The organism is Chelativorans xinjiangensis, assembly GCF_009812055.1.
Taxonomy (GTDB): Bacteria; Pseudomonadota; Alphaproteobacteria; order Rhizobiales; family Rhizobiaceae; genus Chelativorans; species Chelativorans xinjiangense.
This window is the reverse complement of the sequence record NZ_WQNH01000002.1, coordinates 202,368-224,039: the sequence shown is the minus strand read 5'-3', so window position 1 is coordinate 224,039 and position 21,672 is coordinate 202,368. Positions and strand designations below refer to the sequence as shown.

Genomic DNA, 21,672 nt, shown 5'->3' with positions numbered 1-21,672 from the left:
CAGCCGCCCCGCCGAGCGTCGCCGTCCTGTGTCGAGCCAGTAGCCCCTTCATCTCTTTACCCCTGATGTTCACGCGGCCTGATGCTGGCTCGCCCTGAAATCCAGGCTTGCTGGCGTGCCTTGCCTCCGGCGGGCTAATTTGTTGACTTGATTTGTCCGGTATTGCAGTGTCTATAAAACATGATACTTTCTGTCAACAAATGCTCCGTGCGAAATATTCCGCCGTTGCGGCGGGGCGGGCGGGCGAAGATTTCACGTGACGAGGAGAGAGGGTTCAGACCATGAGAAGCGACATTTCGGCCGACAGGATTCAGCCCGTGCCCGTCCGTCAGGGCGTCGATTTTCGCAATAGCGGCGCAATCCCGGATCGCACCGTCACCAGCGACGACCTTTTTTGCGGCCGCCGCGAGATCGCCATCGAGCATGCCGGATCGTTCTACCGCCTGAAGATCACGCGGCAGGGCAAGTTGATCCTCAACAAGTGAGCACGGTGGCGGACATGACGGTGGAGACGGCTCTTCAGCCCGAGGACATCCGGCGCAAGCGCGCCGAGAACCCGAAGATGCGCGAGCGCGACCTTGCCCGGATCCTGGGCATTTCCGAAGCCGAGCTGGTGGGCGCCCATTGCGGCCACGGTGCAACGCGCGTCGCCCCGCGCGTGGCGGATTTTCTCGCCGGCATGCCGGCCGTCGGCAACGTGATGGCGCTGACGCGCAACGAAAGCGCCGTGCACGAGAAGATCGGCGTCTACGAGAATGCCAAGGCGATGGACAAAAGCGCCATCGTGCTCGGCAAGGACATCGATCTGAGGATATTTCCCTCGCAATGGGCGCACGCCTTCGCGGTCGAGAAGCGGGACGGCAACGACGTGCGCCATAGCCTGCAGTTCTTCGACCAGGCGGGCGATGCGGCGCACAAGGTGCACCTGCGGCCTGATTCGAATTTCTACGCCTACCAGAACCTTATCGAGGCGCTGGCCTCGACCGACCAGAGCCCCGAGGTGCAGGTAGGGCCCGTCAAGGAAAGCGGGCCGCCGCACGAGAGCGACGACACGGTGACGCAGACGCTGCGCGAGCGCTGGAGCGCCATGACCGACGTGCACCAGTTCGCCGGCATCCTGCGCACGCTGAAGCTTTCGCGCCGGCAGGCCGTGCGCATGATCGGCGAGGAGTACGCCTGGCGGCTCGACGAAGGGGCGCTGCCGGCGATGATGAGCCATGCCGTGCAGCAGGAAATCCCCATTATGTGCTTCGTCGGCAGCCGCGGCTGCATCCAGATCCATTCCGGCCCCATCGCCAATGTGAAGACGATGGGCCCGTGGCTCAACGTCATGGACCCGACCTTCCACCTGCATCTGAGGCTCGACCACGTGATGGAGGTGTGGTCGGTGCGCAAGCCCAACAGCGACGGCCACGTCACCTCGCTCGAAGCCTACGACGGCAACGGCCGCCTCATCATCCAGTTCTTCGGCAAAAGGCGGGAAGGCGAGGACGAACGCGGCGAATGGCGCTTCCTCATGGAACACCTGCCGCGCGTGCCCCAGGCCTCGGCGGCTTGAAGTTATGGGAACTCCTTATGACCGCGCGTCATCCCGGAAAGCCGAAGGCTTGTCCGGGATCCATTCCGTGACTCGTCCACGTTCCGGCCCGCTTCGCCGGAGCTTCAGCGAGGCGAGAATGGGTCCCGGACAGCCTCCGCTTTGCTCCAGCTTCCGGGATGACGCCGGTTGTGGAGCAACGCGTGGACGAGGACAAAGGCTCTGCGGTCCCCTCCGAGAGGCGATCACTAGGATAAAGGCTATGTTGAATAATTCCGTTCCCCTCCGCCTTTTCGCCGCCCTCATCGCCGCCGCCCTCATCGCCGCCGCTCTCCTGGCCACGCCCACCCACGCCGCCGAAGACCTCCCCCCGCCCTTCGAGGACGCCTCGCGCCTCGTTTCCATCGGCGGCTCGCTGACGGAGATCGTCTATGCGCTGGGCGAGGAAGGGCGCCTCGTGGCGCGTGATTCGACCGGCACTTTCCCGCCCGAGGCGCAAGACCTGCCCGACGTCGGCTACATGCGCGCCCTTTCGCCGGAGGGCGTGCTTTCGGTCACGCCGAGCGCCATCCTGGCGCTGGAGGGCAGCGGCCCGCCCGAGGCCATGGAGGTGCTGGAAAAGGCCAGCGTGCCGCTCGTCGTGGTGCCCGAAACCTTCGACCGCCAAGGCATCCTGCGCAAGATCCGCTTCGTCGGCGCCGCCCTCGGCGCGACGGAGAAGGCGGACGCGCTTGCCGCCACGGTGGAACGGGACATCGACGCCGCCGAGCGCCTGACGGACGGCGTTGCCGAGCCCAGGCGCGTGCTCTTCATCCTCAGCATGCAGGGCGGGCGCGTCATGGCGTCGGGGAAGGGCACCGCCGCCGACGGCATCATCGCCATGGCTGGCGGCGTCAACGCCGTCGACGGGTTCTCCGGCTACAAGCAGGTCTCGGAGGAAGCGGTGGCCGAGGCCCGGCCCGACGTCATCTTGATGATGGACCGCGGCGGCGACCACGGGGCCGCCGACGAAGAGCTTTTCAGCCATCCGGCCATCGCGCCGACGCCGGCTGCCCGCGACAGGGCGGTCGTGCGCATGGACGGCGGCTACCTCCTCGGCTTCGGCCCGCGCACCGCCAGCGCCATCCGCGACCTCGCCGCCGCCCTCTACGGCCCGCCGGCGGCGAACTGAAAGTTATTGAGTTGGAAACCCGCCGATGACCCCCTCTCTTGCAAATTCTAAGGACTTGGGCTTCCGCCCAAACCCAAGAATTTGCTTTCTCCCCCGCCAGGCGGGGGTATCGCATGTGGATGGAGTCTTTGTTCGGCTTCGCCGGACCCCCACCCTCAATCCCTCCCCTCAAGGGGGAGGGAGGCAGGTCGAGCACGGCTCCGCCCCCCTCCCCCTTGAGGGGAGGGGTGAGGGGTGGGGGTTCTCGGGCGCCACTTACTTCCATACTCCCGGCAGGTTTAATCCATGTCTCTTTCGGCCCGGATGATCTCCTTCCGGCATCTCGATGCCGCCCCTGCGGGCGACCGCTCGGCGCGGGCGCGGCTGGCGATCGCGCTTCTTGTCGCGGCGCTTGTCGTTGTCGCGGCGATCAGCACCGCCACCGGCGCCTCGGATGCCTCCGTCCTCGGCGTCATCAAGGGCTGGTTCCATCCCAGCGAGGAGGCGGCGCTGTCGGCGCGCGACCGGCTCATCGTCTACGAAATCCGCCTGCCGCGCGTCGCGCTCGGCATCCTCGTCGGTGCCGCACTCGCCGTCTCCGGCGCCCTCATGCAAGGGCTGTTCCGCAATCCCCTGGCCGATCCGGGCATTGTCGGCGTGTCGGCGGGGGCGAGCCTGGGCGCCATCACCGTCATCGTCCTGGGCGGCACGGTGCTCGGTCCCTTCGTCGGCCTGTTCGGCATCTATGCGCTGCCGCTGGCGGCGTTTATCGGCGGGCTGGTGACGACCCTGCTGCTCTATCGCGTGGCCACGCGGCAGGGGCAGACGTCGATCGCCACCATGCTTCTTGCCGGCATCGCGCTGGCGGCGCTGGCGATGGCCTTGTCGGGTATCCTCATCTACATGGCCGACGACCGGCAGCTGCGCGACCTCACATTCTGGCAGCTCGGCTCCCTCGGCGGGGCGACATGGAGCAAGATCGGGTCGGCCGGTCCCATCATCGTGCTGGCGCTCGCCTCCTCCTCCTTCCTTGCCCGCGGCCTCAACGCCCTGGCGCTCGGCGAGGCCTCGGCCCGCCATCTCGGCATCCCCGTCCAGCGCATGAAGAACACCGCCATCCTCGCCGTCGCCGCGGCCACGGGCGCGGCCGTCGCCGTTTCCGGCGGCATCGGCTTCGTCGGCATCGTCGTGCCGCATCTGCTCAGGCTCGTCATCGGCCCCGACCACCGCTACCTGCTGCCGGCCGCGGCCCTCCTCGGCGCCAGCCTGCTTCTCCTCGCCGACGCCGTCAGCCGCACCGTCGTCGCGCCGGCCGAACTGCCCATCGGCATCGTCACCGCCGTCTTCGGCGCTCCCTTCTTCCTGTGGGTGCTCCTGCGTCGCCGCGGCATCCTCGATCTTTAGGAAAAAACCATGATCGAAGCCCGCAACGTCACCGTCTCCCTCGGCCGCGCACGCATCCTTTCCGGCGTCGACTTCACCGCCGAGCCCGGCCGCGTGACGGCCATCGTCGGCCCCAACGGTTCGGGCAAGTCGACGCTCGTCAAGGCGCTCTCGGGCGATCTTCCCTATGGCGGCAGCATCACCTTCAACGGCCGCGAGCTGGCGCAGATGAAGCCGGTGGAGGCGGCAGCCTCACGCGCCGTGCTGCCGCAGGCCGTCGCGCTGTCCTTCCCCTATACGGTGCGCGAGGTCGTCCGCCTGGGGCTGATGGGCGGGCGCTCGGGCGCGCTCGCCGGGCAGGACGAGCACCTGCCGGAACGCGCGCTCGCCAAGGTGGACCTCTCCGGCTTCGCCGGCCGCTTCTACCAGGAGCTTTCCGGCGGCGAGCAGCAGCGCGTGCAGCTTGCCCGTGTGCTATGCCAGGTGTGGGCGCCGGTGCTCGAAGGCCGCCCCCGCTACCTCATCCTCGACGAGCCGGTATCGAGCCTCGACATCAAGCACCAGCTTCTCGTCATGAAGATCGCCCGCGAGTTCGCGGCGCGCGGGGGAGGGGTGGTCGCCGTCCTGCACGACTTGAACCTCACCGCCGCCTTCGCCGAACACGTGCTCGTCATGCGCCGCGGCACGCGCGCGGCGGCGGGAGCGCCGGACGCGGTGATGCAGGATGCGCTTCTGTCGGAGGTGTTCGACTGCCCGTTGAAGGTCGGCGCCGTGCCGGCGGGGGCGACGCCGTTCGTCCTGCCGCAGGCCGTGCCAGTGGTCTGACCCAAACAGATGGTGCCCATCTGTTTGGAAAAGTCAGCCCACAAGCTATTAATCCGGTGGGGCGATTTTTCCTGACAGATGGGTACCATCTGTCAGGATCGCACCACTGGCCTGAGCGCCTTTTTTTGCGCCGCACAATTATTCGTTTGCACTTTCGCCCGTCATACGCCATATGGGCCCCATAGGCGCATGGGCCGGACCCTCCGGCTTTCTCGCAAAGAGACTGGTTGCGTCTCATTCTCCCTAACGTTCCCTTTGGACCGGCAGGCGGGAAAAGCCCCGGGCGGTAACGCTTCGGGCGCGACAGCGCAGCCGCGCGGAGCACGTCTCCGCCGCCTTGTCGTTCACCCAAAACCCATTTCGGCAGGTTGCGCCCTGCCGCAATCCGATTCGCGCGCCGAAACCCCGGCGCCGCTTATGAAAGAGATAAGAATTGACCAATGACAACAACGCGAAGCCGGCAGGCTTCGCACAGCTCGGGATCTCCGGCACACTGCTCGACGCGGCCATTGCCGCCGGCATGTCCGTTCCCAAGCCCATCCAGGAAAAAGCCATTCCCGCCTTCCTCGAAGGCCGCGACATCCTCGGCGTCGCCCAGACCGGCTCGGGCAAGACGGCGGCGTTCTCGCTGCCCATCCTGTCGAAGATCATCGGCCTCGGCAACAAGCGCCGGCCGCGCACGGCGCGTGCCCTGGTGCTGGTGCCGACGCGCGAACTCGCGGTGCAGATCGAGAAGGTCGTGCGCGAGCTCGCCAAGGGCGCGCATGTCTCCACCGCGCTGGTGCTCGGCGGCGTCTCGCGCCGCAGCCAGGTAAAGCGCATGGCGCCCGGCGTCGACGTCCTGATCGCCACGCCCGGCCGCCTGACCGACCTCGTGCGCGAGGGCGAGATCGTGCTTTCCGATACCACCTGGCTCGTCCTCGACGAGGCCGACCGCATGCTCGACATGGGCTTCATCAACGACGTCCGCCGCATCGCCAAGGCGACGCACCCCGCGCGCCAGACGGCCCTCTTCTCGGCCACCATGCCGAGCGAGATCGAGAAGCTCTCGGCAAGCCTCCTGCGCGAGCCCGTGCGCGTCGAGATCGCCCGCCAGGGCACCACGGCCGCCGAAATCCGCCAGAGCGTGGTGATGGCGCGCACCAAGCAGAAGCGCAAGGTGCTCTCCGACATGCTGGCCGACGATAAGATGCGCCAGGTGATCATCTTCGCCCGCACCAAGCACGGCGCCGACCGAGTGACGCGCGATCTTTCGCGCGACGGTTTCGAGGCCGCCGTCATCCACGGCAACAAGTCGCAGAACGCCCGCCAGCGCGCGCTCGACGGCTTCCGCAGCGGTTCGGTGCGCATCCTCGTGGCCACCGACATCGCCGCGCGCGGCATCGACGTGCCGGGCATCAGCCACGTCGTGAACTTCGACCTGCCGGACGAGGCGGAAAGCTACGTCCACCGCATCGGCCGCACCGGCCGCAACGGCGCGACGGGCGAAGCCATCACGCTCTGCGATCCCACCGAGGCGTCGAAGCTCCGCCAGGTGGAGCGCATCATCCGCATGCGCCTTGACGTGACGCAGGACGTCACGCGCGAGCCCGATCCCGTGCACCGCGATCCCGCGCCGGCCCGCCAGGAGCCCGCCAACGACCGTCCGCGCGCCTTCAAGCCGAAGGGCAACGCCGGCGGCGAGCGGCCGGGCTCCAAGCCCCCACGCCGCAAGCGCAACCGCCGCGGCGGACCGAAGAACGGCGCCGTCCGCTTCGGCTCGAAGGCGGCCTGACGATCCGCCAGGGCAATCGCTCGATAGGTTTTCGCCCCTTCGCGCCCCCTCTGTCCTGCCGGACATCTCCCCCACAAGGGGGGAGATTGGCTATCACAATGGCCTTCGCCAATTGGCGACATTGCAGAGCAGATGCCGGAGCAAGCGGCCGGCGCAATCTCCCCCCTTGTGGGGGAGATGTCCGGCAGGACAGAGGGGGGCGCCGTAGGGCTCCGGCTCTCAAGCGATTGCCCGTTTTGGGCAGGGCGCCAGGCGCATCAAGCCGGCACCCTGGACCCCGTCACCGCCCACCCTGGCACAATTGCCTGGCCTCTCCCCCTGCGATAGACCTCAGGCCGGCCCGCGCACCGCCTCGCACGCCTGCGCGCAAAAGGCCGGGAGGAGGAGCATCGATGGCAGGAATTGCCGCGCTGGCGGCGGCTTACGTCCTTTCGCAGTTCTACCGCTCCTTCCTCGCCGTCCTCACCCCCGCGCTGACTGTGGAGCTTGGCGCCACCAAGGCCGACCTCTCCGCCGCCTCCGGCGCCTGGTTCGCCCTCTTCGCGCTGATGCAGTTCGCCGTCGGCGTGTCGCTCGACCGCTACGGCCCGCGCCTGACGGCCGGCATATTGCTCGCCCTTTGCGCGGGCGGCGGCGCCTTCCTCTTCGCCTTTGCAACCCAGCCCTGGATGGTGATCGCCGCCATGGCGCTGATCGGCATGGGCTGCGCGCCCGTGCTCATGGCTTCCGTTTTCATCTTCGCAAAGTCCTTTTCGCCGGCGCGGCTGGCCGTGCTCACCTCCTGGATGATGGCCATCGGCACGATGGGCAACGTCGTCAGCGCTTCGCCCTTGGCGGCCGCGGCCGAGGCCTTCGGATGGCGCGAGGTGATGGCGGGGCTGGGCATCGTCACCCTCCTGGTGGCCGGCGGGATCCTCCTGATCGTGCGCGACCCGGCGCGCGAGGAGGGTGCTGCCGGCAATCCCGGCCTCGGCGGCTATCTCGAACTCATCCGGCTCAGGGCCCTGTGGCCGATCATCCCGCTCGCCGCGCTGAACTACGCCGCCACCGCCGGCATCCGCGGCCTGTGGGCGGGGCCGTATCTCGCCGACGTCCATGGCGCCGACGCGCTGCTCATCGGCCAGGTCACCCTTTTCATGGCGCTCGCCATGGCCGCCGGCACCTTCATCTACGGCCCGCTCGACACGATCTTCAGAACGCGCAAATGGGTGGCCGCGGCGGGCAACACGCTCGGCGCCGCCGCCGTCGCCTGGCTCGCCGTCTTTCCGCTCGCCGGCGTCGGCGCGGCGACGGCCGCCCTCGTCTTGATCGGGCTCACCGGCGGCAGCTACGGGGTGATCATGGCCCATGGCCGCGCCTTCATGCCCGCGCATCTGACGGGGCGCGGCGTCACGCTCCTCAACTTCTTTTCCATCGGCGGCGTGGGGCTGATGCAGTTCGCCACCGGCGCCGTCGTCACCGCGTCCACCGTCCCGGGGGAGCCGGCCGTCGCCTACCGCACGCTGTTCGTCTTCTATGCCGGCGTGCTCCTGGCGAGTGTGCTGGTCTATCTTTTTTCGCGCGATGCCCGGCCGGAGCCTATCTCGCGGCCGTCCCCCCGGCCGGCGGAGCGCTGAAACCTTGAGGGAAAATCGTCTTCCCGCTGCCGCCCGCGCCGAACCGTATGCCAGCAGGGGGTATGCCGGCGCAAAAACACGCCTTGTCGCGGCTGACGGCGGCTTTTAGGCTTCGCCGGCAAAAACGAGGCCGGAAAAACGAGGAATCCCCCATGCAGCCTTCGGTGATCGAAACCATCGGCAACACGCCGCTCATCCGCCTCCGTCGCGCCTCCGAGGAAACGGGGTGCGAGATCTACGGCAAGGCCGAGTTCATGAACCCCGGCCAGTCCGTGAAGGACAGGGCAGGGCTCTTCATCATCCGCGATGCGGAGAAGAAGGGCCTGCTTCGGCCCGGCGGCGTCATCGTCGAGGGGACGGCGGGCAACACCGGCATCGGCCTCACCGTCGTCGCCAAGGCGCTCGGCTACCGCACGGCGATCGTCATCCCCGAGACCCAGAGCCAGGAGAAGAAGGACGCGCTGCGCGTCCTCGGCGCCGAGCTGATCGAGGTGCCGGCGGTGCCCTACCGCAACCCCAACAACTACGTGAAGGTCTCCGGCCGCCTTGCCGAACAGCTCGCCAGGACCGACCCGAACGGCGCCATCTGGGCCAACCAGTTCGACAATGTCGCCAACCGCGACGGCCACCGGGCGACGACCGCGCAGGAAATCTGGCGCCAGACGGAAGGCAAGGTCGACGGCTTCGCCTCCGCCGTCGGCACCGGCGGCACGCTAGCGGGCGTCGCCGACGGCCTCAGGGAGAAGAAACCGGGCGTCAAGATCGCGCTCGCCGATCCCATGGGCGCGGCGCTCTTCAGCTATTATACGACCGGCGAGTTGAAATCGGAGGGAAGCTCCATCACCGAAGGCATCGGCCAGGGCCGCGTCACCGCCAACCTCACCGGCTTCCGCCCCGACTTTTCCTACCAGATCCCCGACGCCGAGGCGCTGCCCATCATCTTCGACCTCGTCCAGGAGGAGGGCCTGTGCATGGGCGGCTCCACCGGCATCAACATCGCCGGCGCCATCCGCCTGGCGAAGGAGATGGGCCCCGGCCACGTGATCGTCACCGTGCTCGCCGACTACGGCACGCGCTACCAGTCCAAGCTCTTCAACCCCGTTTTCCTGCGCGAGAAGGGGCTCCCCGTGCCGGACTGGATGGAGAAGGACGTGACGATCCCGGTGCCGTATGAGGAGGTGCCGGCGGAGTAGGGATGACGCGCGGGTGGGGATGACGCGTTTGGAGGAACCGTGCATCCTTACCGGCTCAAGGCGTGACCTCGGATAAGCCCGCGCCCCTTCGCGCCCCCCTCTGTCCTGAGCTTTGTCGAAGGGCCGGACAGAGGGGGGCGCGAAGGAGTGCCGGCATTTCAAGGAAAACCCATCACTCGCGTCACCCCGGTCGCGCGACGACATGTGCGTACTACGTGCCCATCTCCACCCCCATCCCACCCCACCCGCGCGCGTCATCCCGGAAGTCGGAGCGAAGCGGAGACTGTCCGGGACCCATTCCGTGACTCGTCCACCTTCCGGAATGGGTCCCGGACAAGCCTTTCGGCTTTCCGGGATGACGCGCGCGGGTAGGGATGACGCGCGTTGGAAAGGCGGCGGGCGCCCTTCACCTCAGCCGGCGATGCCTCGCCTGCGCGGGGATAAAATGTGGCGACAAAGATTTTTTCTTCCGCACCAACCCATTGTTTTCCTTCGCTTCGGAATAATTTCTCCAACTTTTTTCGCAGGAAAATACGCCCCCCTGCCCAGCCTGCCCTTAAAATCCTCCCCATCCCACCCGCGCGCGTCATCCCGGCCGCGCGGCGACATGTGCGTACTACGTGCCCATCTCCACCCCACCGCCCGCGCGTCATCCCGGAAGTCGGAGCGAAGCGGAGACTGTCCGGGACCCATTCTCGCCTCGCTGAAGCTCCGGCGAAGCGGGCCGGAAGGTGGACGAGTCACGGAATGGGTCCCGGACAAGCCTTCGGCTTTCCGGGATGACGCGCGCGGGTGGGATGACGCGCGTCGGAAAGGCGGCGGCGGCGCCCTTCACCTCAGCCGGCGATGGCTTGCCTGCGCGGGGATAAAATGTGACGACAAAAATTTTTTCTTTCCCACCAACCCATTGTTTTCCTTCGCTGCAGAAAATTTCTCCAACTTTTTTCGCAGGAAAATACTCCCCCTGCCCAGCCTGCCCTTAAAATCCTCCCCATCGCTCTTACGGGAACCGGGTCCGGACCGGGGATCAGGGAGAGCGGCGGAGACCTCTCCCTTCGGGCTCGGTACCCGGAGGCCTGAGGGCCCGCGACAGCCGGCGGTGCCGGGAGCGCTGGGTGACAGCGTTGCCGGCATTGCGGAGAAGCCGCCAGGGCTTCTCGTCCGGCCCGGCAAAGCTCCCAATTGGGTGCAGCCGGGAAGGGCGGGGAGGCCGAGTGATCGGCCGACTGTCGGGACAGACTCCGGCGGGGCGCGTTGGACGCGCCTAAAAAAAAAAATTGAGTGGCTCGGACAACGCGCCCCGCTTCCCAACTTACCCAAGAGGCCAGACGCGAAGGCGGGCGTGGCGGCGATGGCGCGCGCCTACCCTCGCCCTGAGCTTGCCGAAGGGTGAGGCTGTCGAAGGGTCGAAGAGCGAGAAAGGCAATCTCCCATGGCACCCACCGAACTCCCGGCGACCCTACCCAGGCGCGGCCGCCGTCGGCAGCTTGCCGCAGTCGTTGGGCGCGGCCTCGCCCGCAAAGCGCGCGGCGATCCAGCCGGCCGCCTTGTCGGCGCCCTTCTTGGCCGCCGCGAGGTGGTCCCCGCCTTCGATCCAGTCGAAACTGACGGGCGTGCCGGTGCGGCAGGCGCCCTGCGCGTAGGAGATGGTGACCGCGGGCCGGACGACCATATCGGCCGAACCCTGGGCGATGAAGAGCGGCGCGCCTGCGGCCGCGCTGTCGGTGGAATTTTTCACGAGAAGCGATCTCCAGGGCTCGACCTCGCTCAAGTCGCCGTGGATGAAGTCCTTTTCGATCGCCTTTTCGTGCCTGCGCAGCAAAAGCGCCTGGAACAGGCCTTCGAGGCAGTCATCGGCGATGCGGTCGACGGCGGCGTTGGTGTAAGGATCGAGCAGATTGTCGAGCGGGGCGCCGTAGACCCGGTTCCACGACCAGAGTGCATAGGCGGTCAGAACCCTGCCGGGCCCGCTGTCGATGTCGTCGCGCAGAAGCTTTGTCAGGTCGGAGGCCGGAGCCGCCGCGGCGATGCCGGCGAGCTTCAGATCCGGCGCATAGGAGGCCGCCAACTGCCCCGTGAACAGGGCCGCATGGCCGCCCTGCGAGTGGCCCCAGACGGCAAACTCGTTCGATGCCCGGATCTCGGCCAGCCGCATCGCGGCACGGACCGAGTCCAGCACCGCTCGCCCCTCGCTCGTGCCCACCAGATAGGGATGCGGGGCGGGCGTCCCGAGGCCGGGATAGTCCGTGGCGACGACCACATAGCCGCGGTCCAGAAACGCCTTCAGCCCCGGAACCGAGCCGAAGAAACCCCTGCGCAGCGACGGCGCGCACCGGCTGACGATACCGGTCGTTCCATGTGCCCAGGCGACCACCTTCCGTGGCGCGTCGCTCGGCTCCTCGGGCGCAACGATCACGCCGGAAACGGCGATCGGCTCGCCTTCAAGCCCGGTGGTGCGGTAGAGAACGCGCCAGGCGCGCGCACCCGTGGGCGCGCCGGCAAACGCTTCCGAGCGGATGATGTCGCCGGGCGCGCCCGCCAACTCCGATTTCTCCACCTGGTAGAACGGCCCCGGAGCGTCCGGCTCGATCGCGCAGCTGCCCGCCAGGAGCATGAAGGCCGCCAGACACAGGCCGAACAACGGTCCCGCTCGCAAAATCCCAACCCGCCGCATGGGAAATTCCCCTCCATTGGCGGCGCCGCAGCTTCCGGCGGCGCGCCGGCATTCTGCCACAGCTTGAACGGAAATCGAAAGCCTGCCGGTTCCAATATGACTATCGCCGGATTACGGTTTCGCCGGAACGTTTCATTGGAGGATGCCGTGGAGCAGATGACGCGCACCGAAGCGCTTTTTCGCGACAAGCCCTATCTCACCTCGACGGAGGCCGCCGTTCTCGGCATAAACGACCGCGGCGGCGTTATCCTCGACCGCACGGTTTTCTACGCCACCTCCGGCGGCCAGCCGGGCGATACGGGCCGCTTTTTGCGCTCCGATGGCTCGAGGATCGCCGTCGCGGCCACCGTGACCGGGCTCACCAAGGACGAGATCGTCCATGTGCCGGCGGCGGGCGAGCCGCTGCCCGAGGTGGGCGAGACGCTGAAGCTCGAGATCGATTGGGACCGCCGCTACCGGCTGATGCGCATGCACACCGCCTGCCATCTCCTGAGCGCCATTTGCCCGTTTCCCATCACTGGCGCCTCGGTGGGGGAGGAGGATTCGCGCCTCGATTTCGACCTGCCTGACGCGGGCTTCACCAAGGAAGGGGTGACGGAAGAGCTGATGGCGCTGGTCGCCGCCGACCATCCCGTCTTCACGCGCTTGATCGACGAGGAGGAACTTGCGGCCAACCCGTCGCTGGTGAAATCGAAGAACGTGCGCCCGCCCGCCGGCACCGGCCGCATCCGCCTCGTCTGCATCGGCGAGGGCTCCTCGGTCGACAGCCAGCCCTGCGGCGGCACGCATGTGGGGCGCACGGGCGAGATCGGCGAGATCCACATCGGCAAGATCGAGAAGAAGGGGCGGGAGAACCGCCGCTTCCGCATCCGCTTCGGGCCGTTGCCGGCGGGCTGAGGAGCCGGCGGAGCGTGGCGAAGGCTCTTGCCGTTTGCGCGAGATTTCTATGTTGTGCCAGTAGAGGCGGCAGCCACCGGAAACCGCAACGGAATAGAACCGCATGAGCCAGAAGAGCCCTTTCATCGTTTCCGCCGACTGGCTGGAAGAGCGCCTCCACGAGCCGGGACTGTCGATCCTCGATGGTTCCTGGTATCTGCCCGCGCAAGGGCGTGACGCGCGCGCGGAATACGAGGCGGCCCACATCCCGCGCGCCGTGTTCTTCGATCACGATCTGGTGGTCGATCCCGACTCCGACCTGCCGCACGCCCTGCCGGAACCGCTCACCTTCGAGCGCTTCGCCAGTTCCATGGGCGTTTCCGAGCGCGATACCATCGTCGTCTATGACGGTCCCGGTCTTTTCTCCGCTCCGCGCGTGTGGTGGCTGTTCCGGGTGATGGGTGTGGAGGAGGTGTTCGTGCTCGATGGCGGGTTCGACCGCTGGCGCGCGGAAGGCCGCCCGGTGACGAGCGAGCCGACGAAGATCGCGCCCACCGCCTTCCTGCCGCATTTCGACAGGACCCGCGTTGCCCGGCTCGCCGACATGCGGCGGATCGTCGAGGAAGGCAGCGCGCAGGTCGCCGATGCGCGGCCTGCCGGGCGCTTTACGGGCGCGGAGCCGGAGCCGCGCGCCGGCATGCGCTCCGGCCATATGCCGGGCGCGATCAACGTGCCGGCCACGTCGCTTTCGGAAGACGGCAGCCTGCTGCCGCCCGACCGCCTGCGCAAGAGACTGGAAGAAGCGGGGCTCGACCTTGAGAAGCCGGTGGTCACCTCCTGCGGGTCGGGTGTGACGGCGGCCGTCATCACCTTTGCGCTCGAATCGCTCGGCCACCGCGACAACCGCCTCTACGACGGCTCGTGGAGCGAGTGGGGCGGGCGCGACGATACGCCGGTCGTCGCGGGGTCCGAATGAACGCCGTCCTCAAGCAGCGCGGCGGCCACATGCTGCGCGCCACCGTCATCCATCTGGAGATGGCGGCGCCGCCGCGCACCTATCCGGCCATACCCTCGGGGCGGCAGCTTGCGCTCCTGCGCTGCCACGACATGCCGCTTCACTTCTACCGCTACCTCTACGACCGCGTGGGCCGCGACTGGCACTGGACGGCGGCGCTGAACCTTTCCGACGCGGCGTTGGCCGAGCGTCTTCAAAGCGCGCAGACGGACATCCACGTCCTCAACATGGAGGGATGCACCGCGGGCTTCTTCGAATTGCGGCTTCTAAAGGGCGATGAATGCCGGCTGGTGCATTTCGGCCTGATGGCGCATGCCGTCGGCACCGGGCTCGGCCGCTGGTTCCTGGGTGCCGCCATCCGCACCGCCTGGTCGCACGGGCCGCGGCTGGTCTCGGTGGAGACCTGCACGCTCGACCATCCGGCCGCACTCGGGCTCTACCAGAAGATGGGCTTCAGCCCCGTATGGCGAAGGGAGGAGATCGTCACCGTGCTCACGCCCGAGGCGCGGGCGGCGGTGCTTTTGCGCTGATCGCTCATGAATCGGGTGGTCGGGCCGCCGGTGATCGATATCTTTTCCTACTTCGAAAGCAGGAGAAGAACCATGGGCCTCATACGATTCATCGCCATGCCGACGTTGGAGGCGCGCGCTTTTCAAGGTGGCGGCATCGACGCCTACGGCAAGCCGCCGGAGCGCCGCATCTCGGACGGCGACGGCGTTCCCTGCCGCCACTGCCTGCGCCATGTGCCGGCAGGGCGGCCCTATCTCGTGCTCGCCTACCGGCCATTCCCCGACCTCCAGCCCTACGCGGAGACGGGACCGATCTTCCTGTGTGCGGATGAATGCCCGCGGGCGGAAGAGAGCGACGTGATGCCGGAAATGCTTCGCGTCTCCACGGAATTCCTGCTCCGCGGGTATGGCGCCGACGACCGCATCGTCTACGGCACCGGTGCTGTGACGCCGAAGCAACACGTCTGCACGCGGTCGCATGAGCTCCTGCAGCGGCCGGAGGTCGCTTACCTTCACCTGCGTTCGGCGAAAAACAATTGCTACCAGTGCCGCATCGAACGCGCATGAAAATGCCCGCCACGGGTGGCGGGCAGGTTTTTCGGGAGGAAAGGCGGCAGTCTCAGGCGGCCAGCGCGGCCTTCGGCTCGGCCATCTCGTAACCCAGCGCCTCGGCCACCGCGCGATTGGTGATGCGGCCCTTGTGGACGTTGAGGCCGTTGCGCAGGTTGGGGTCGTCGGCAAGCGCTTTCAGGCCCCTGTCGGCGAGCTGCAGGCCGTAATGGAGCGTGGCGTTGTTGAGGGCGTGGGCCGAGGTGACGGGGACTGCTCCCGGCATATTGGCAACACAGTAGTGGATGATGCCGTCCACCGCGTAGGTAGGGGCCGAATGGGTGGTCGGATGCGAGGTCTCGAAGCAGCCGCCCTGGTCGATGGCGACGTCGACGAGCACGGCGCCCGGTTTCATGCCCGACAGCATCTCGCGGGTGACGAGCTTGGGTGCGGCAGCACCCGGAATGAGCACGGCGCCGACGATCACGTCGGAGGAGAAGCATTCCTCTTCCAGCGCCTCGACGGTGGAATAGCGCGTATGCACGCGCCCGGCAAAGATGTCGTCGAGCTGGCGCAGGCGCGGGATGGAGCGGTCGATGATGGTGACGTCGGCTCCCAGTCCCACCGCCATCTTGGCGGCGTTGAGGCCGACGACGCCGCCGCCGATGACGGCGACCTTGCCCGGCAGAACGCCCGGCACGCCGCCCAGGAGAACGCCGCGCCCGCCATTCGCCTTCTGAAGCGCGGTGGCGCCGGCCTGGATGGCGAGCCGCCCGGCGACCTCGGACATCGGTGCCAGCAGCGGCAAGCCGCCGCGCTCGTCCGTCACCGTCTCGTAGGCGATCGCGCTCACGCCCGATGCGACCAGCCCCTTGGTCTGCTCCGGGTCCGGGGCGAGATGCAGATAGGTGTAGAGGATCTGGTCCTCGCGCAGCTGTACCCATTCGGAGGCCTGCGGCTCCTTGACCTTAACGATCATGTCCGCCCTGGCAAAAACCTCGTCGGCAGTCTTGGCTATCGCGGCGCCGGCTGCACGGTAGGCATTGTCGTCGGCGCCGATGCCGGCGCCCGCGCCCGTCTCCACCAGCACCTCGTGGCCGTGCGCCACGTATTCGCGCACCGAGCCGGGGGTGAGGCCCACGCGGTACTCGTGGTTCTTGATTTCCTTGGGGCATCCGACGCGCATTTCAGGCGATCTCCAGCATGTGGGGGGTTCGATACGCAAAAGTAGCGCAACCGGCCCCGCACGTCCTTGCGAAGTGGTTTGCCTTGTCGGTCCGCTTTCGTTATTTCTTGCGTAAAATATAGGTATCGATGGAGAAAATACGAAGGATGCCGCTCGACAGGATTGATATTGCCATTCTCGACACGCTTCAGCAGGACGGGCGCATTTCCAATGCAGCGCTTGCGGAAAAGGTGGGGCTTTCGCAATCGGCCTGCTCGCGCCGGCTCGATACCCTGGAGAAGACGGGCGTCATACGAGGCTATCACGCCCAGCTTTCCAACGCCGCATTAGGACATCGAATGACGGTGATCGTGCACATCTCGCTCACCGGCCAGTTCGAGAAGACGCTGACCGAGTTCGAGGCGGCGGTGAAGCGTTGCCCCAACATCCTGTCCTGCCATCTGATGTCGGGGGAATACGATTATATCCTGAGGATCGCCGCACGCGATCTGGAGGACTACGAACGCATCCACAAGGAATGGCTGACGGGCATGCCGCACGTCATCAAGATCAATTCCTCCTTCGCGCTGCGCGAGGTGATCGACCGCACGGCAATCGGCATCCGGCCGGAAATGGCTTGATGCTTGAACCCTGCTGTCAGTCGGCCGGCAGTCCGGCCATCCCGTCCGGCAGCTTCTGCGGCTGTTTCATGATGATTTCGCGGTGCGGGTAGGGGATCTGGATGCCGTTTTCCTTAAAGGCGTCCCAGAGAGCCAGGAGCACCTTGCCGCGGATATTGGTCAGTCCCTGCTGCGGATCGCGGATCCAGAAGCGCAGCACGAAATCGAGGGACGAATCGCCGAAGCCGGTGAGCCAGCAGACCGGGCGGCGGCTTGCCTCGACACGGCCGACACCCGCTGCGGCCTCGATCACCAGTTCGATGACCTTGTGCGGGTCGGCGTCATAGGAGACGCCGAATTCCACGTCGAGACGAACCAGCTCGTCCGAGAACGACCAGTTGATCACCCGCTCGGTGATGAAATCCTCGTTGGGAATGAGGTACTCGCGCCCGTCGCGCGTTATCACGGAGACGAAACGCGCGCGCAATTCGCGGATCCAGCCGAAAGTCTCGCCGAGCGATATCGTGTCGCCCGGCTTGATCGACTTGTCGAGCAGGATGATGATGCCGGAGATGAAATTGGAGACCACCTTCTGCAGGCCGAAGCCGAGCCCGAGACCGATGGCGCCGGAAAAGACGGTGAGGGCGGTAAGGTCGATGCCGACGGTGGAAAGGGCGACGGCACCGGCAATCAGGATCACGCCGATCTTGGCGACCTTGCCGACCAGCACGCGGATCGACGGCGTAAGGTCCGTCGTCTGCTGCACCCTTTCGTCGAGAAAATTGCCGGCAAGCACTGAAATCCACAGTGCAGCCGCCAGCACCAGCAGCGATTTCAGGACGACCAGTGCCGACAGCCTGAAGTCGCCCAGGGGGAGGGCAAGCGAATCGAGAAGGGCCGCGATCGGCTGGTCGAGACCGAGGATCACCAGCGCGGCATAGACCCACACCAACCAAGCGACAATGCGCGCGGCGAGCCTGTTGCGGATGACGCGCGACAGAACGGAGGCAGCGATCCAGGCCGAAGAGAGCGACAGCACCACCGCGATCAGCCAACTGCGGCTCGGCCAGGTGACGGCGCGCATGACCGACAGTGCCAGGAAGAGGAGCGCTGCGAAGATGATCCAGTCCGCCTGGTGGATAAGCGCCACCGCGATGCGCATGAAGCCCCGGTGGCCGTGGATCTGGCGTGCCCGGTCCTCCAGCCTCGGCACGACCCCGCGCGACAGGAACTTGGCGCTGGCGAAGAGGATCAGGATGATGACAAGCTGATAGGCGAACCAGGGTTCGGTTACCTGGTCGAAACCTTGCCGCAGCAGGCCGAGGAGCGAATTCGCAAGTCCGCCCAGATCGGGAGCCTCAACTGGCTGTTCCATAACCAACCCCTTGCCTTTTGCGCCCCTTGACCGTGGAATACTAAGGTCACCGCCACGGCCCGACAACTGTGGCGGAAGGGGCCCATTTCGTCACGCTGCCGTCATTCGAATTTGCTGGACTGGACGGGCATTAGGCGCAACAGTTCTTCCTTGTTATCAAGGCCTGCCAGAGAGGGAATTCATGTCCGCGACGCACTATCCCATTTCCCGCCGTTCCTTCCTTGCCGGAGCCGGCGCGACCGGCGCGTTGATTGCTCTCCACCCCTTCTCCGCGCGGGCGGCCGCCAATCAGGCGCATCTGCGCATCATGGAGACGACGGACCTGCACGTGCACGTCTTCCCCTATGACTATTACGCCGACAAGCCCAACGACACGATGGGGCTGGCCCGCACGGCGACGATCATGGACCAGATTCGCGCCGAGGCGACCAATGCGATGCTGATCGACAACGGCGATTTTCTCCAGGGCAACCCGATGGGCGACTACGTTGCCTACGAGCGCGGCATGAAGGAGGGCGACGTTCACCCGATCATCAAGGCCATGAACACGCTCGGCTACGACTGCTCCACCCTCGGCAACCACGAATTCAACTACGGCCTCGACTTCATGTTCAAGGTGCTGGCCGGCGCCAATTTCCCGTTCGTCTGCGCCAACCTGACCAAGGGCGGGCTTGCCACCAACGCGCGCGACGATGCGCTTTTCCTCAAACCCTACATCATCCTCGACAAGAAGCTTACGGACGGAGCGGGGGAGGAGCATCCCATCCGCGTCGGCCTCATCGGCTTCGTGCCGCCGCAGATCATGACCTGGGATTCGAGACACCTGGCGGGCAAGGCGATGACGCGCGACATCGTCAAGTCCGCGGAGGCCTGGGTGCCGCAGATGAAGGAGGAGGGTGCGGACATCGTCATCGCGCTTTCGCACTCCGGCGTCGGCCCGGCGCAATACGAGGAGAACCTGGAGAATGCCTCCCTGCTGGTGGCCGGCGTCGATGGCATCGACGCGGTTGTGACCGGTCATAGCCATCTCGATTTTCCGGGATCGAAGTTCGACGGCGTGGAAGGGGTGGACAATGCCAAGGGCCTGATCGGCGGCAAGCCGGGCGTGATGGGCGGCTTCTGGGGCTCGCATCTTGGGCTTATCGACCTGATGCTCGAGCGCGACGGCAACGCCTGGCGGGTCGTCGGCTCCACCAGCGAAGCGCGGCCCATCTTCGATCGCGTCGAGCGGGCGGTCAAGCCGACGGTGGAGAGCAAGGCAGACGTGGAAGAGGCGGTGCGCGAAGACCACCAGGCAACGCTCACCTACGTGCGCACGCCCGTCGGCAAGACTTCCGCGCCGCTGCATTCCTATTTCGCGCTCGTTGCCGACGACCCGTCGGTGCAGATCGTCTCGAAGGCGCAGGTCTGGTATATCAAGGACATGCTGAAGGACACGGACTACAAGGATATTCCCGTGCTTTCGGCGGCCGCCCCCTTCAAGGCGGGCGGGCGCGGCGGTCCCGACTACTATACGGACGTCCCGGCGGGCGACGTGGCCATCAAGCACGTGGCCGACCTCTACCTTTATCCCAACACCGTACAGGCGGTGCTCGTCACCGGGGCGGATGTGAAGGAATGGCTGGAGCGGTCGGCCGGCATCTTCAACACGATAGAGCCAGGCAAGGCGGACCAGCCGCTGTTGAACACAGCCTTTCCTTCCTACAATTTCGATGTGATCGACGGTGTCACCTATGCGATCGATCTTAGCCAGCCGTCGCGCTATTCGTCGGACGGGGAGCTGATCGATCCCGACGCTCACCGTATAACGGACTTGATGTTCGATGGTGAACCCATTGACCCGGAACAGAAATTCGTCGTCGCCTCCAATAATTACCGCGCCGGCGGCGGCGGCAACTTTCCCGCCATCGGGCCGGACAAGCTGATCTTCGAGGCGCCCGACACCAACCGCGACGTGATCGTGCGCTACATCATCGAAGAAGGCACCATCAACCCGTCGGCCGACGCCAACTGGCGTTTTGCGCCGCTGGAGAACACGTCGGTTCTGTTCGAAACCGGGCCGAAGGGTGCCGCGTTCGCGGCGGACGTGGAAGGGGTTTCAATCGAGCCGGCGGGTGAGGGGCAGGAGGGCTTTGCGCTCTACCGCATCGCCCTATGAGTAGCTGGGTGAGTGGTCGGGTGAGTGGCTGGCGGAAGCTGTGAACCTGAACGCCAGTGGTGCGATCCTGACAGATGGTCCCCATCTGTCAGGACAAATCGCCCCACCGGATTAATAGCTTGTGGGCTGACTTTTCCAAACAGATGGGGACCATCTGTTTGGGTCAGGCCACTTAGGGCGCGGCAGCGCGGCGCATTGACAACCTGCCCTCGGTCGCACGAGTTCTGCGGGTGACAAAGCCGGAGGCCGCCCGTGATTCGCCACATCGTTTTTTTCAGCGCCCGAAAGCGCGAGGACGTCGAGCGCATCGCCGAGGAACTGAGCATCCTGGGGCAGATCCCGCATTCGGATTTCTTCGAGATAGGCATCAACCGCAAGGTCGATCAGCTTGGCGGGGAGGTCGACGTGGTGGTCTATGGCGAGTTCCGCGACGAGGCCGCGCTCGCCGCCTACAAGGCGCACCCCATCTATGCCGAGTGCATCACCAAGGTGCGCCCGCTAAGGGAGATGCGGCTGGCCGCGGACTTCGTTTCCAAATCGGGCAAAGGCGGCCGGAAAGGGCGTTGAAACGCCCGAGACGGCACGACAACGCAGAAAAAACCGCGCAATTCCGGTATTTCAACCGTCGGTAAAGAAAGAAATGGCTCCCCGGGCCGGATTCGAACCAGCGACCAACCGGTTAACAGCCGGTTGCTCTACCGCTGAGCTACCGGGGAATGCCTGTGCTCTGGCGCGTGGCTATAGCAAAGAGCTTTCACTTTTGCAAAGCGCCATCGGCGACTTTTTTCCACTATTTTCGAGGGCGGCCTCGCATTCGCCGCGGCATGGCCACATATGGGGGGACGCCCGACGTACGGCAAGAGGGAAACCGGGCCGGAGGAGGCTGAATGGAATGGACAGCGGAAGCCAATGCAACAGCACAACACCTCGCCGGAAGACACGGACGATGATCCGGGCAGGAAGAAGCGGCCGTACGTCTCCATAGCCGGGCGGCGCCTGCCTATTCCGCATTCCCGTCCGGCACGGCTCTTGAGCGGCGGCGTGCTGGTCCTGCTCGGCATTTTCGGCTTTCTGCCGGTTCTCGGCTTCTGGATGATCCCCGTGGGCCTGCTTATCCTTTCCTACGACTTGGCCGCTATCAGACGGTGGCGGCGGCGCCTCGAGGTCTGGTGGCACCGGCGAAAGGGAAGGCGGGACTGACGGGCGCCGCGGCCGGATGCGGTCACCGTCAACGACGATCGCCTGGCGTGTTC

19 protein-coding genes and 1 tRNA gene are annotated in these 21,672 nt (G+C 66.3%); 16 read left to right on the top strand and 4 right to left on the bottom strand.

The features are described from left to right. Positions 1–281 precede the first annotated feature (281 nt). From hemP to GM910_RS02840, 8 genes are all read left to right on the top strand, one after another. Positions 282–485: a hemin uptake protein HemP gene (gene hemP, locus GM910_RS02875; RefSeq protein ID WP_159585992.1), complete on the top strand. Its 204-nt coding sequence runs from the start codon at positions 282–284 to the stop codon at positions 483–485. A gap of 14 nt (positions 486–499) precedes the next feature. Then, the gene (locus GM910_RS02870) at positions 500–1,558 is read left to right on the top strand and encodes a hemin-degrading factor (RefSeq protein ID WP_201285397.1); all 1,059 of its coding nucleotides are present in this window, start codon (positions 500–502) and stop codon (positions 1,556–1,558) included. 241 nt (positions 1,559–1,799) lie between these two features. Then, positions 1,800–2,708 (top strand): heme/hemin ABC transporter substrate-binding protein, encoded by a 909-nt coding sequence (locus GM910_RS02865; protein ID WP_159585991.1) that lies wholly within the window; start codon positions 1,800–1,802, stop codon positions 2,706–2,708. A 285-nt stretch (positions 2,709–2,993) separates the two neighbouring features. Further along, the gene (locus GM910_RS02860; RefSeq protein ID WP_201285393.1) at positions 2,994–4,091 is read left to right on the top strand and encodes a FecCD family ABC transporter permease; all 1,098 of its coding nucleotides are present in this window, start codon (positions 2,994–2,996) and stop codon (positions 4,089–4,091) included. Between the two features lie 9 nt (positions 4,092–4,100). Next, entirely contained in the window at positions 4,101–4,895 is a 795-nt protein-coding gene (locus GM910_RS02855) for a heme ABC transporter ATP-binding protein (protein WP_159585990.1), read from the top strand. Between the two features lie 433 nt (positions 4,896–5,328). Beyond that, complete coding sequence (locus tag GM910_RS02850; RefSeq protein WP_246225829.1) at positions 5,329–6,669, top strand: DEAD/DEAH box helicase; 1,341 nt, start codon at positions 5,329–5,331, stop codon at positions 6,667–6,669. A gap of 392 nt (positions 6,670–7,061) precedes the next feature. Then, the gene (locus tag GM910_RS02845) at positions 7,062–8,285 is read left to right on the top strand and encodes an MFS transporter (RefSeq protein WP_159585989.1); all 1,224 of its coding nucleotides are present in this window, start codon (positions 7,062–7,064) and stop codon (positions 8,283–8,285) included. Positions 8,286–8,437: 152 nt separating this feature from the next. Beyond that, positions 8,438–9,478, top strand: coding sequence for a cysteine synthase A (locus GM910_RS02840; RefSeq protein ID WP_159585988.1), 1,041 nt, complete (start codon positions 8,438–8,440; stop codon positions 9,476–9,478). A 1,459-nt stretch (positions 9,479–10,937) separates the two neighbouring features. On the opposite strand, the gene GM910_RS02835 is transcribed toward GM910_RS02840, so the two are convergent. Continuing rightward, positions 10,938–12,092, bottom strand: a complete 1,155-nt coding sequence (locus GM910_RS02835) for an alpha/beta fold hydrolase (RefSeq protein ID WP_159585987.1) — start codon at positions 12,090–12,092, stop codon at positions 10,938–10,940. Between the two features lie 216 nt (positions 12,093–12,308). Here GM910_RS02835 and GM910_RS02830 point away from each other — a divergent pair, with 216 nt between their 5' ends. From GM910_RS02830 to GM910_RS02815, 4 genes are all read left to right on the top strand, one after another. Continuing rightward, positions 12,309–13,049, top strand: coding sequence for an alanyl-tRNA editing protein (locus tag GM910_RS02830; protein ID WP_159586044.1), 741 nt, complete (start codon positions 12,309–12,311; stop codon positions 13,047–13,049). A 103-nt stretch (positions 13,050–13,152) separates the two neighbouring features. Further along, on the top strand, positions 13,153–14,004 hold the full coding sequence (gene sseA, locus GM910_RS02825; protein WP_159585986.1) for a 3-mercaptopyruvate sulfurtransferase: 852 nt from the start codon (positions 13,153–13,155) through the stop codon (positions 14,002–14,004). After that, the gene (locus tag GM910_RS02820; RefSeq protein WP_159585985.1) at positions 14,001–14,573 is read left to right on the top strand and encodes a GNAT family N-acetyltransferase; all 573 of its coding nucleotides are present in this window, start codon (positions 14,001–14,003) and stop codon (positions 14,571–14,573) included. The genes sseA and GM910_RS02820 overlap by 4 nt, the downstream gene beginning before the upstream one ends. Before the next feature lie 72 nt (positions 14,574–14,645). Beyond that, on the top strand, positions 14,646–15,119 hold the full coding sequence (locus GM910_RS02815; RefSeq protein ID WP_159585984.1) for a DUF1203 domain-containing protein: 474 nt from the start codon (positions 14,646–14,648) through the stop codon (positions 15,117–15,119). 52 nt (positions 15,120–15,171) lie between these two features. On the opposite strand, the gene ald is transcribed toward GM910_RS02815, so the two are convergent. Then, positions 15,172–16,287 carry an alanine dehydrogenase gene (ald, locus tag GM910_RS02810; RefSeq protein ID WP_159585983.1) on the bottom strand — a complete coding sequence of 372 codons (1,116 nt, stop codon included), beginning with the start codon at positions 16,285–16,287 and terminating at the stop codon, positions 15,172–15,174. A 146-nt stretch (positions 16,288–16,433) separates the two neighbouring features. Between ald and GM910_RS02805 the strand changes: the two genes are divergently transcribed. Beyond that, positions 16,434–16,907 carry an Lrp/AsnC family transcriptional regulator gene (locus GM910_RS02805; RefSeq protein WP_159585982.1) on the top strand — a complete coding sequence of 158 codons (474 nt, stop codon included), beginning with the start codon at positions 16,434–16,436 and terminating at the stop codon, positions 16,905–16,907. 16 nt (positions 16,908–16,923) lie between these two features. Here the strand turns inward: GM910_RS02805 and GM910_RS02800 are convergent, their stop codons facing one another. After that, on the bottom strand, positions 16,924–18,261 hold the full coding sequence (locus GM910_RS02800; protein WP_159585981.1) for a mechanosensitive ion channel family protein: 1,338 nt from the start codon (positions 18,259–18,261) through the stop codon (positions 16,924–16,926). A 181-nt stretch (positions 18,262–18,442) separates the two neighbouring features. Here GM910_RS02800 and GM910_RS02795 point away from each other — a divergent pair, with 181 nt between their 5' ends. After that, positions 18,443–20,419, top strand: a complete 1,977-nt coding sequence (locus tag GM910_RS02795; protein ID WP_159585980.1) for a bifunctional 2',3'-cyclic-nucleotide 2'-phosphodiesterase/3'-nucleotidase — start codon at positions 18,443–18,445, stop codon at positions 20,417–20,419. 252 nt (positions 20,420–20,671) lie between these two features. Continuing rightward, positions 20,672–20,986 carry a Dabb family protein gene (locus GM910_RS02790; protein WP_159585979.1) on the top strand — a complete coding sequence of 105 codons (315 nt, stop codon included), beginning with the start codon at positions 20,672–20,674 and terminating at the stop codon, positions 20,984–20,986. Positions 20,987–21,060: 74 nt separating this feature from the next. Here GM910_RS02790 and GM910_RS02785 read toward each other — a convergent pair. Then, positions 21,061–21,135, bottom strand: a tRNA-Asn gene (locus GM910_RS02785). Positions 21,136–21,328: 193 nt separating this feature from the next. Here GM910_RS02785 and GM910_RS02780 point away from each other — a divergent pair. Beyond that, positions 21,329–21,619 (top strand): hypothetical protein, encoded by a 291-nt coding sequence (locus tag GM910_RS02780; RefSeq protein WP_201285392.1) that lies wholly within the window; start codon positions 21,329–21,331, stop codon positions 21,617–21,619. Positions 21,620–21,672: the final 53 nt, after the last annotated feature.

Coding starts and splice junctions, on each gene's coding strand:
- hemP (WP_159585992.1), top strand. CDS start 282: ATGAGAAGCGACATTTCGGCCGACAGGATTCAGCCCGTGCCCGTCCGT.
- GM910_RS02870 (WP_201285397.1), top strand. CDS start 500: ATGACGGTGGAGACGGCTCTTCAGCCCGAGGACATCCGGCGCAAGCGC.
- GM910_RS02865 (WP_159585991.1), top strand. CDS start 1,800: ATGTTGAATAATTCCGTTCCCCTCCGCCTTTTCGCCGCCCTCATCGCC.
- GM910_RS02860 (WP_201285393.1), top strand. CDS start 2,994: ATGTCTCTTTCGGCCCGGATGATCTCCTTCCGGCATCTCGATGCCGCC.
- GM910_RS02855 (WP_159585990.1), top strand. CDS start 4,101: ATGATCGAAGCCCGCAACGTCACCGTCTCCCTCGGCCGCGCACGCATC.
- GM910_RS02845 (WP_159585989.1), top strand. CDS start 7,062: ATGGCAGGAATTGCCGCGCTGGCGGCGGCTTACGTCCTTTCGCAGTTC.
- GM910_RS02840 (WP_159585988.1), top strand. CDS start 8,438: ATGCAGCCTTCGGTGATCGAAACCATCGGCAACACGCCGCTCATCCGC.
- GM910_RS02835 (WP_159585987.1), bottom strand. CDS start 12,092: ATGCTCCTGGCGGGCAGCTGCGCGATCGAGCCGGACGCTCCGGGGCCG.
- GM910_RS02830 (WP_159586044.1), top strand. CDS start 12,309: ATGACGCGCACCGAAGCGCTTTTTCGCGACAAGCCCTATCTCACCTCG.
- sseA (WP_159585986.1), top strand. CDS start 13,153: ATGAGCCAGAAGAGCCCTTTCATCGTTTCCGCCGACTGGCTGGAAGAG.
- GM910_RS02820 (WP_159585985.1), top strand. CDS start 14,001: ATGAACGCCGTCCTCAAGCAGCGCGGCGGCCACATGCTGCGCGCCACC.
- GM910_RS02815 (WP_159585984.1), top strand. CDS start 14,646: ATGGGCCTCATACGATTCATCGCCATGCCGACGTTGGAGGCGCGCGCT.
- ald (WP_159585983.1), bottom strand. CDS start 16,287: ATGCGCGTCGGATGCCCCAAGGAAATCAAGAACCACGAGTACCGCGTG.
- GM910_RS02805 (WP_159585982.1), top strand. CDS start 16,434: ATGCCGCTCGACAGGATTGATATTGCCATTCTCGACACGCTTCAGCAG.
- GM910_RS02800 (WP_159585981.1), bottom strand. CDS start 18,261: ATGGAACAGCCAGTTGAGGCTCCCGATCTGGGCGGACTTGCGAATTCG.
- GM910_RS02795 (WP_159585980.1), top strand. CDS start 18,443: ATGTCCGCGACGCACTATCCCATTTCCCGCCGTTCCTTCCTTGCCGGA.
- GM910_RS02780 (WP_201285392.1), top strand. CDS start 21,329: ATGCAACAGCACAACACCTCGCCGGAAGACACGGACGATGATCCGGGC.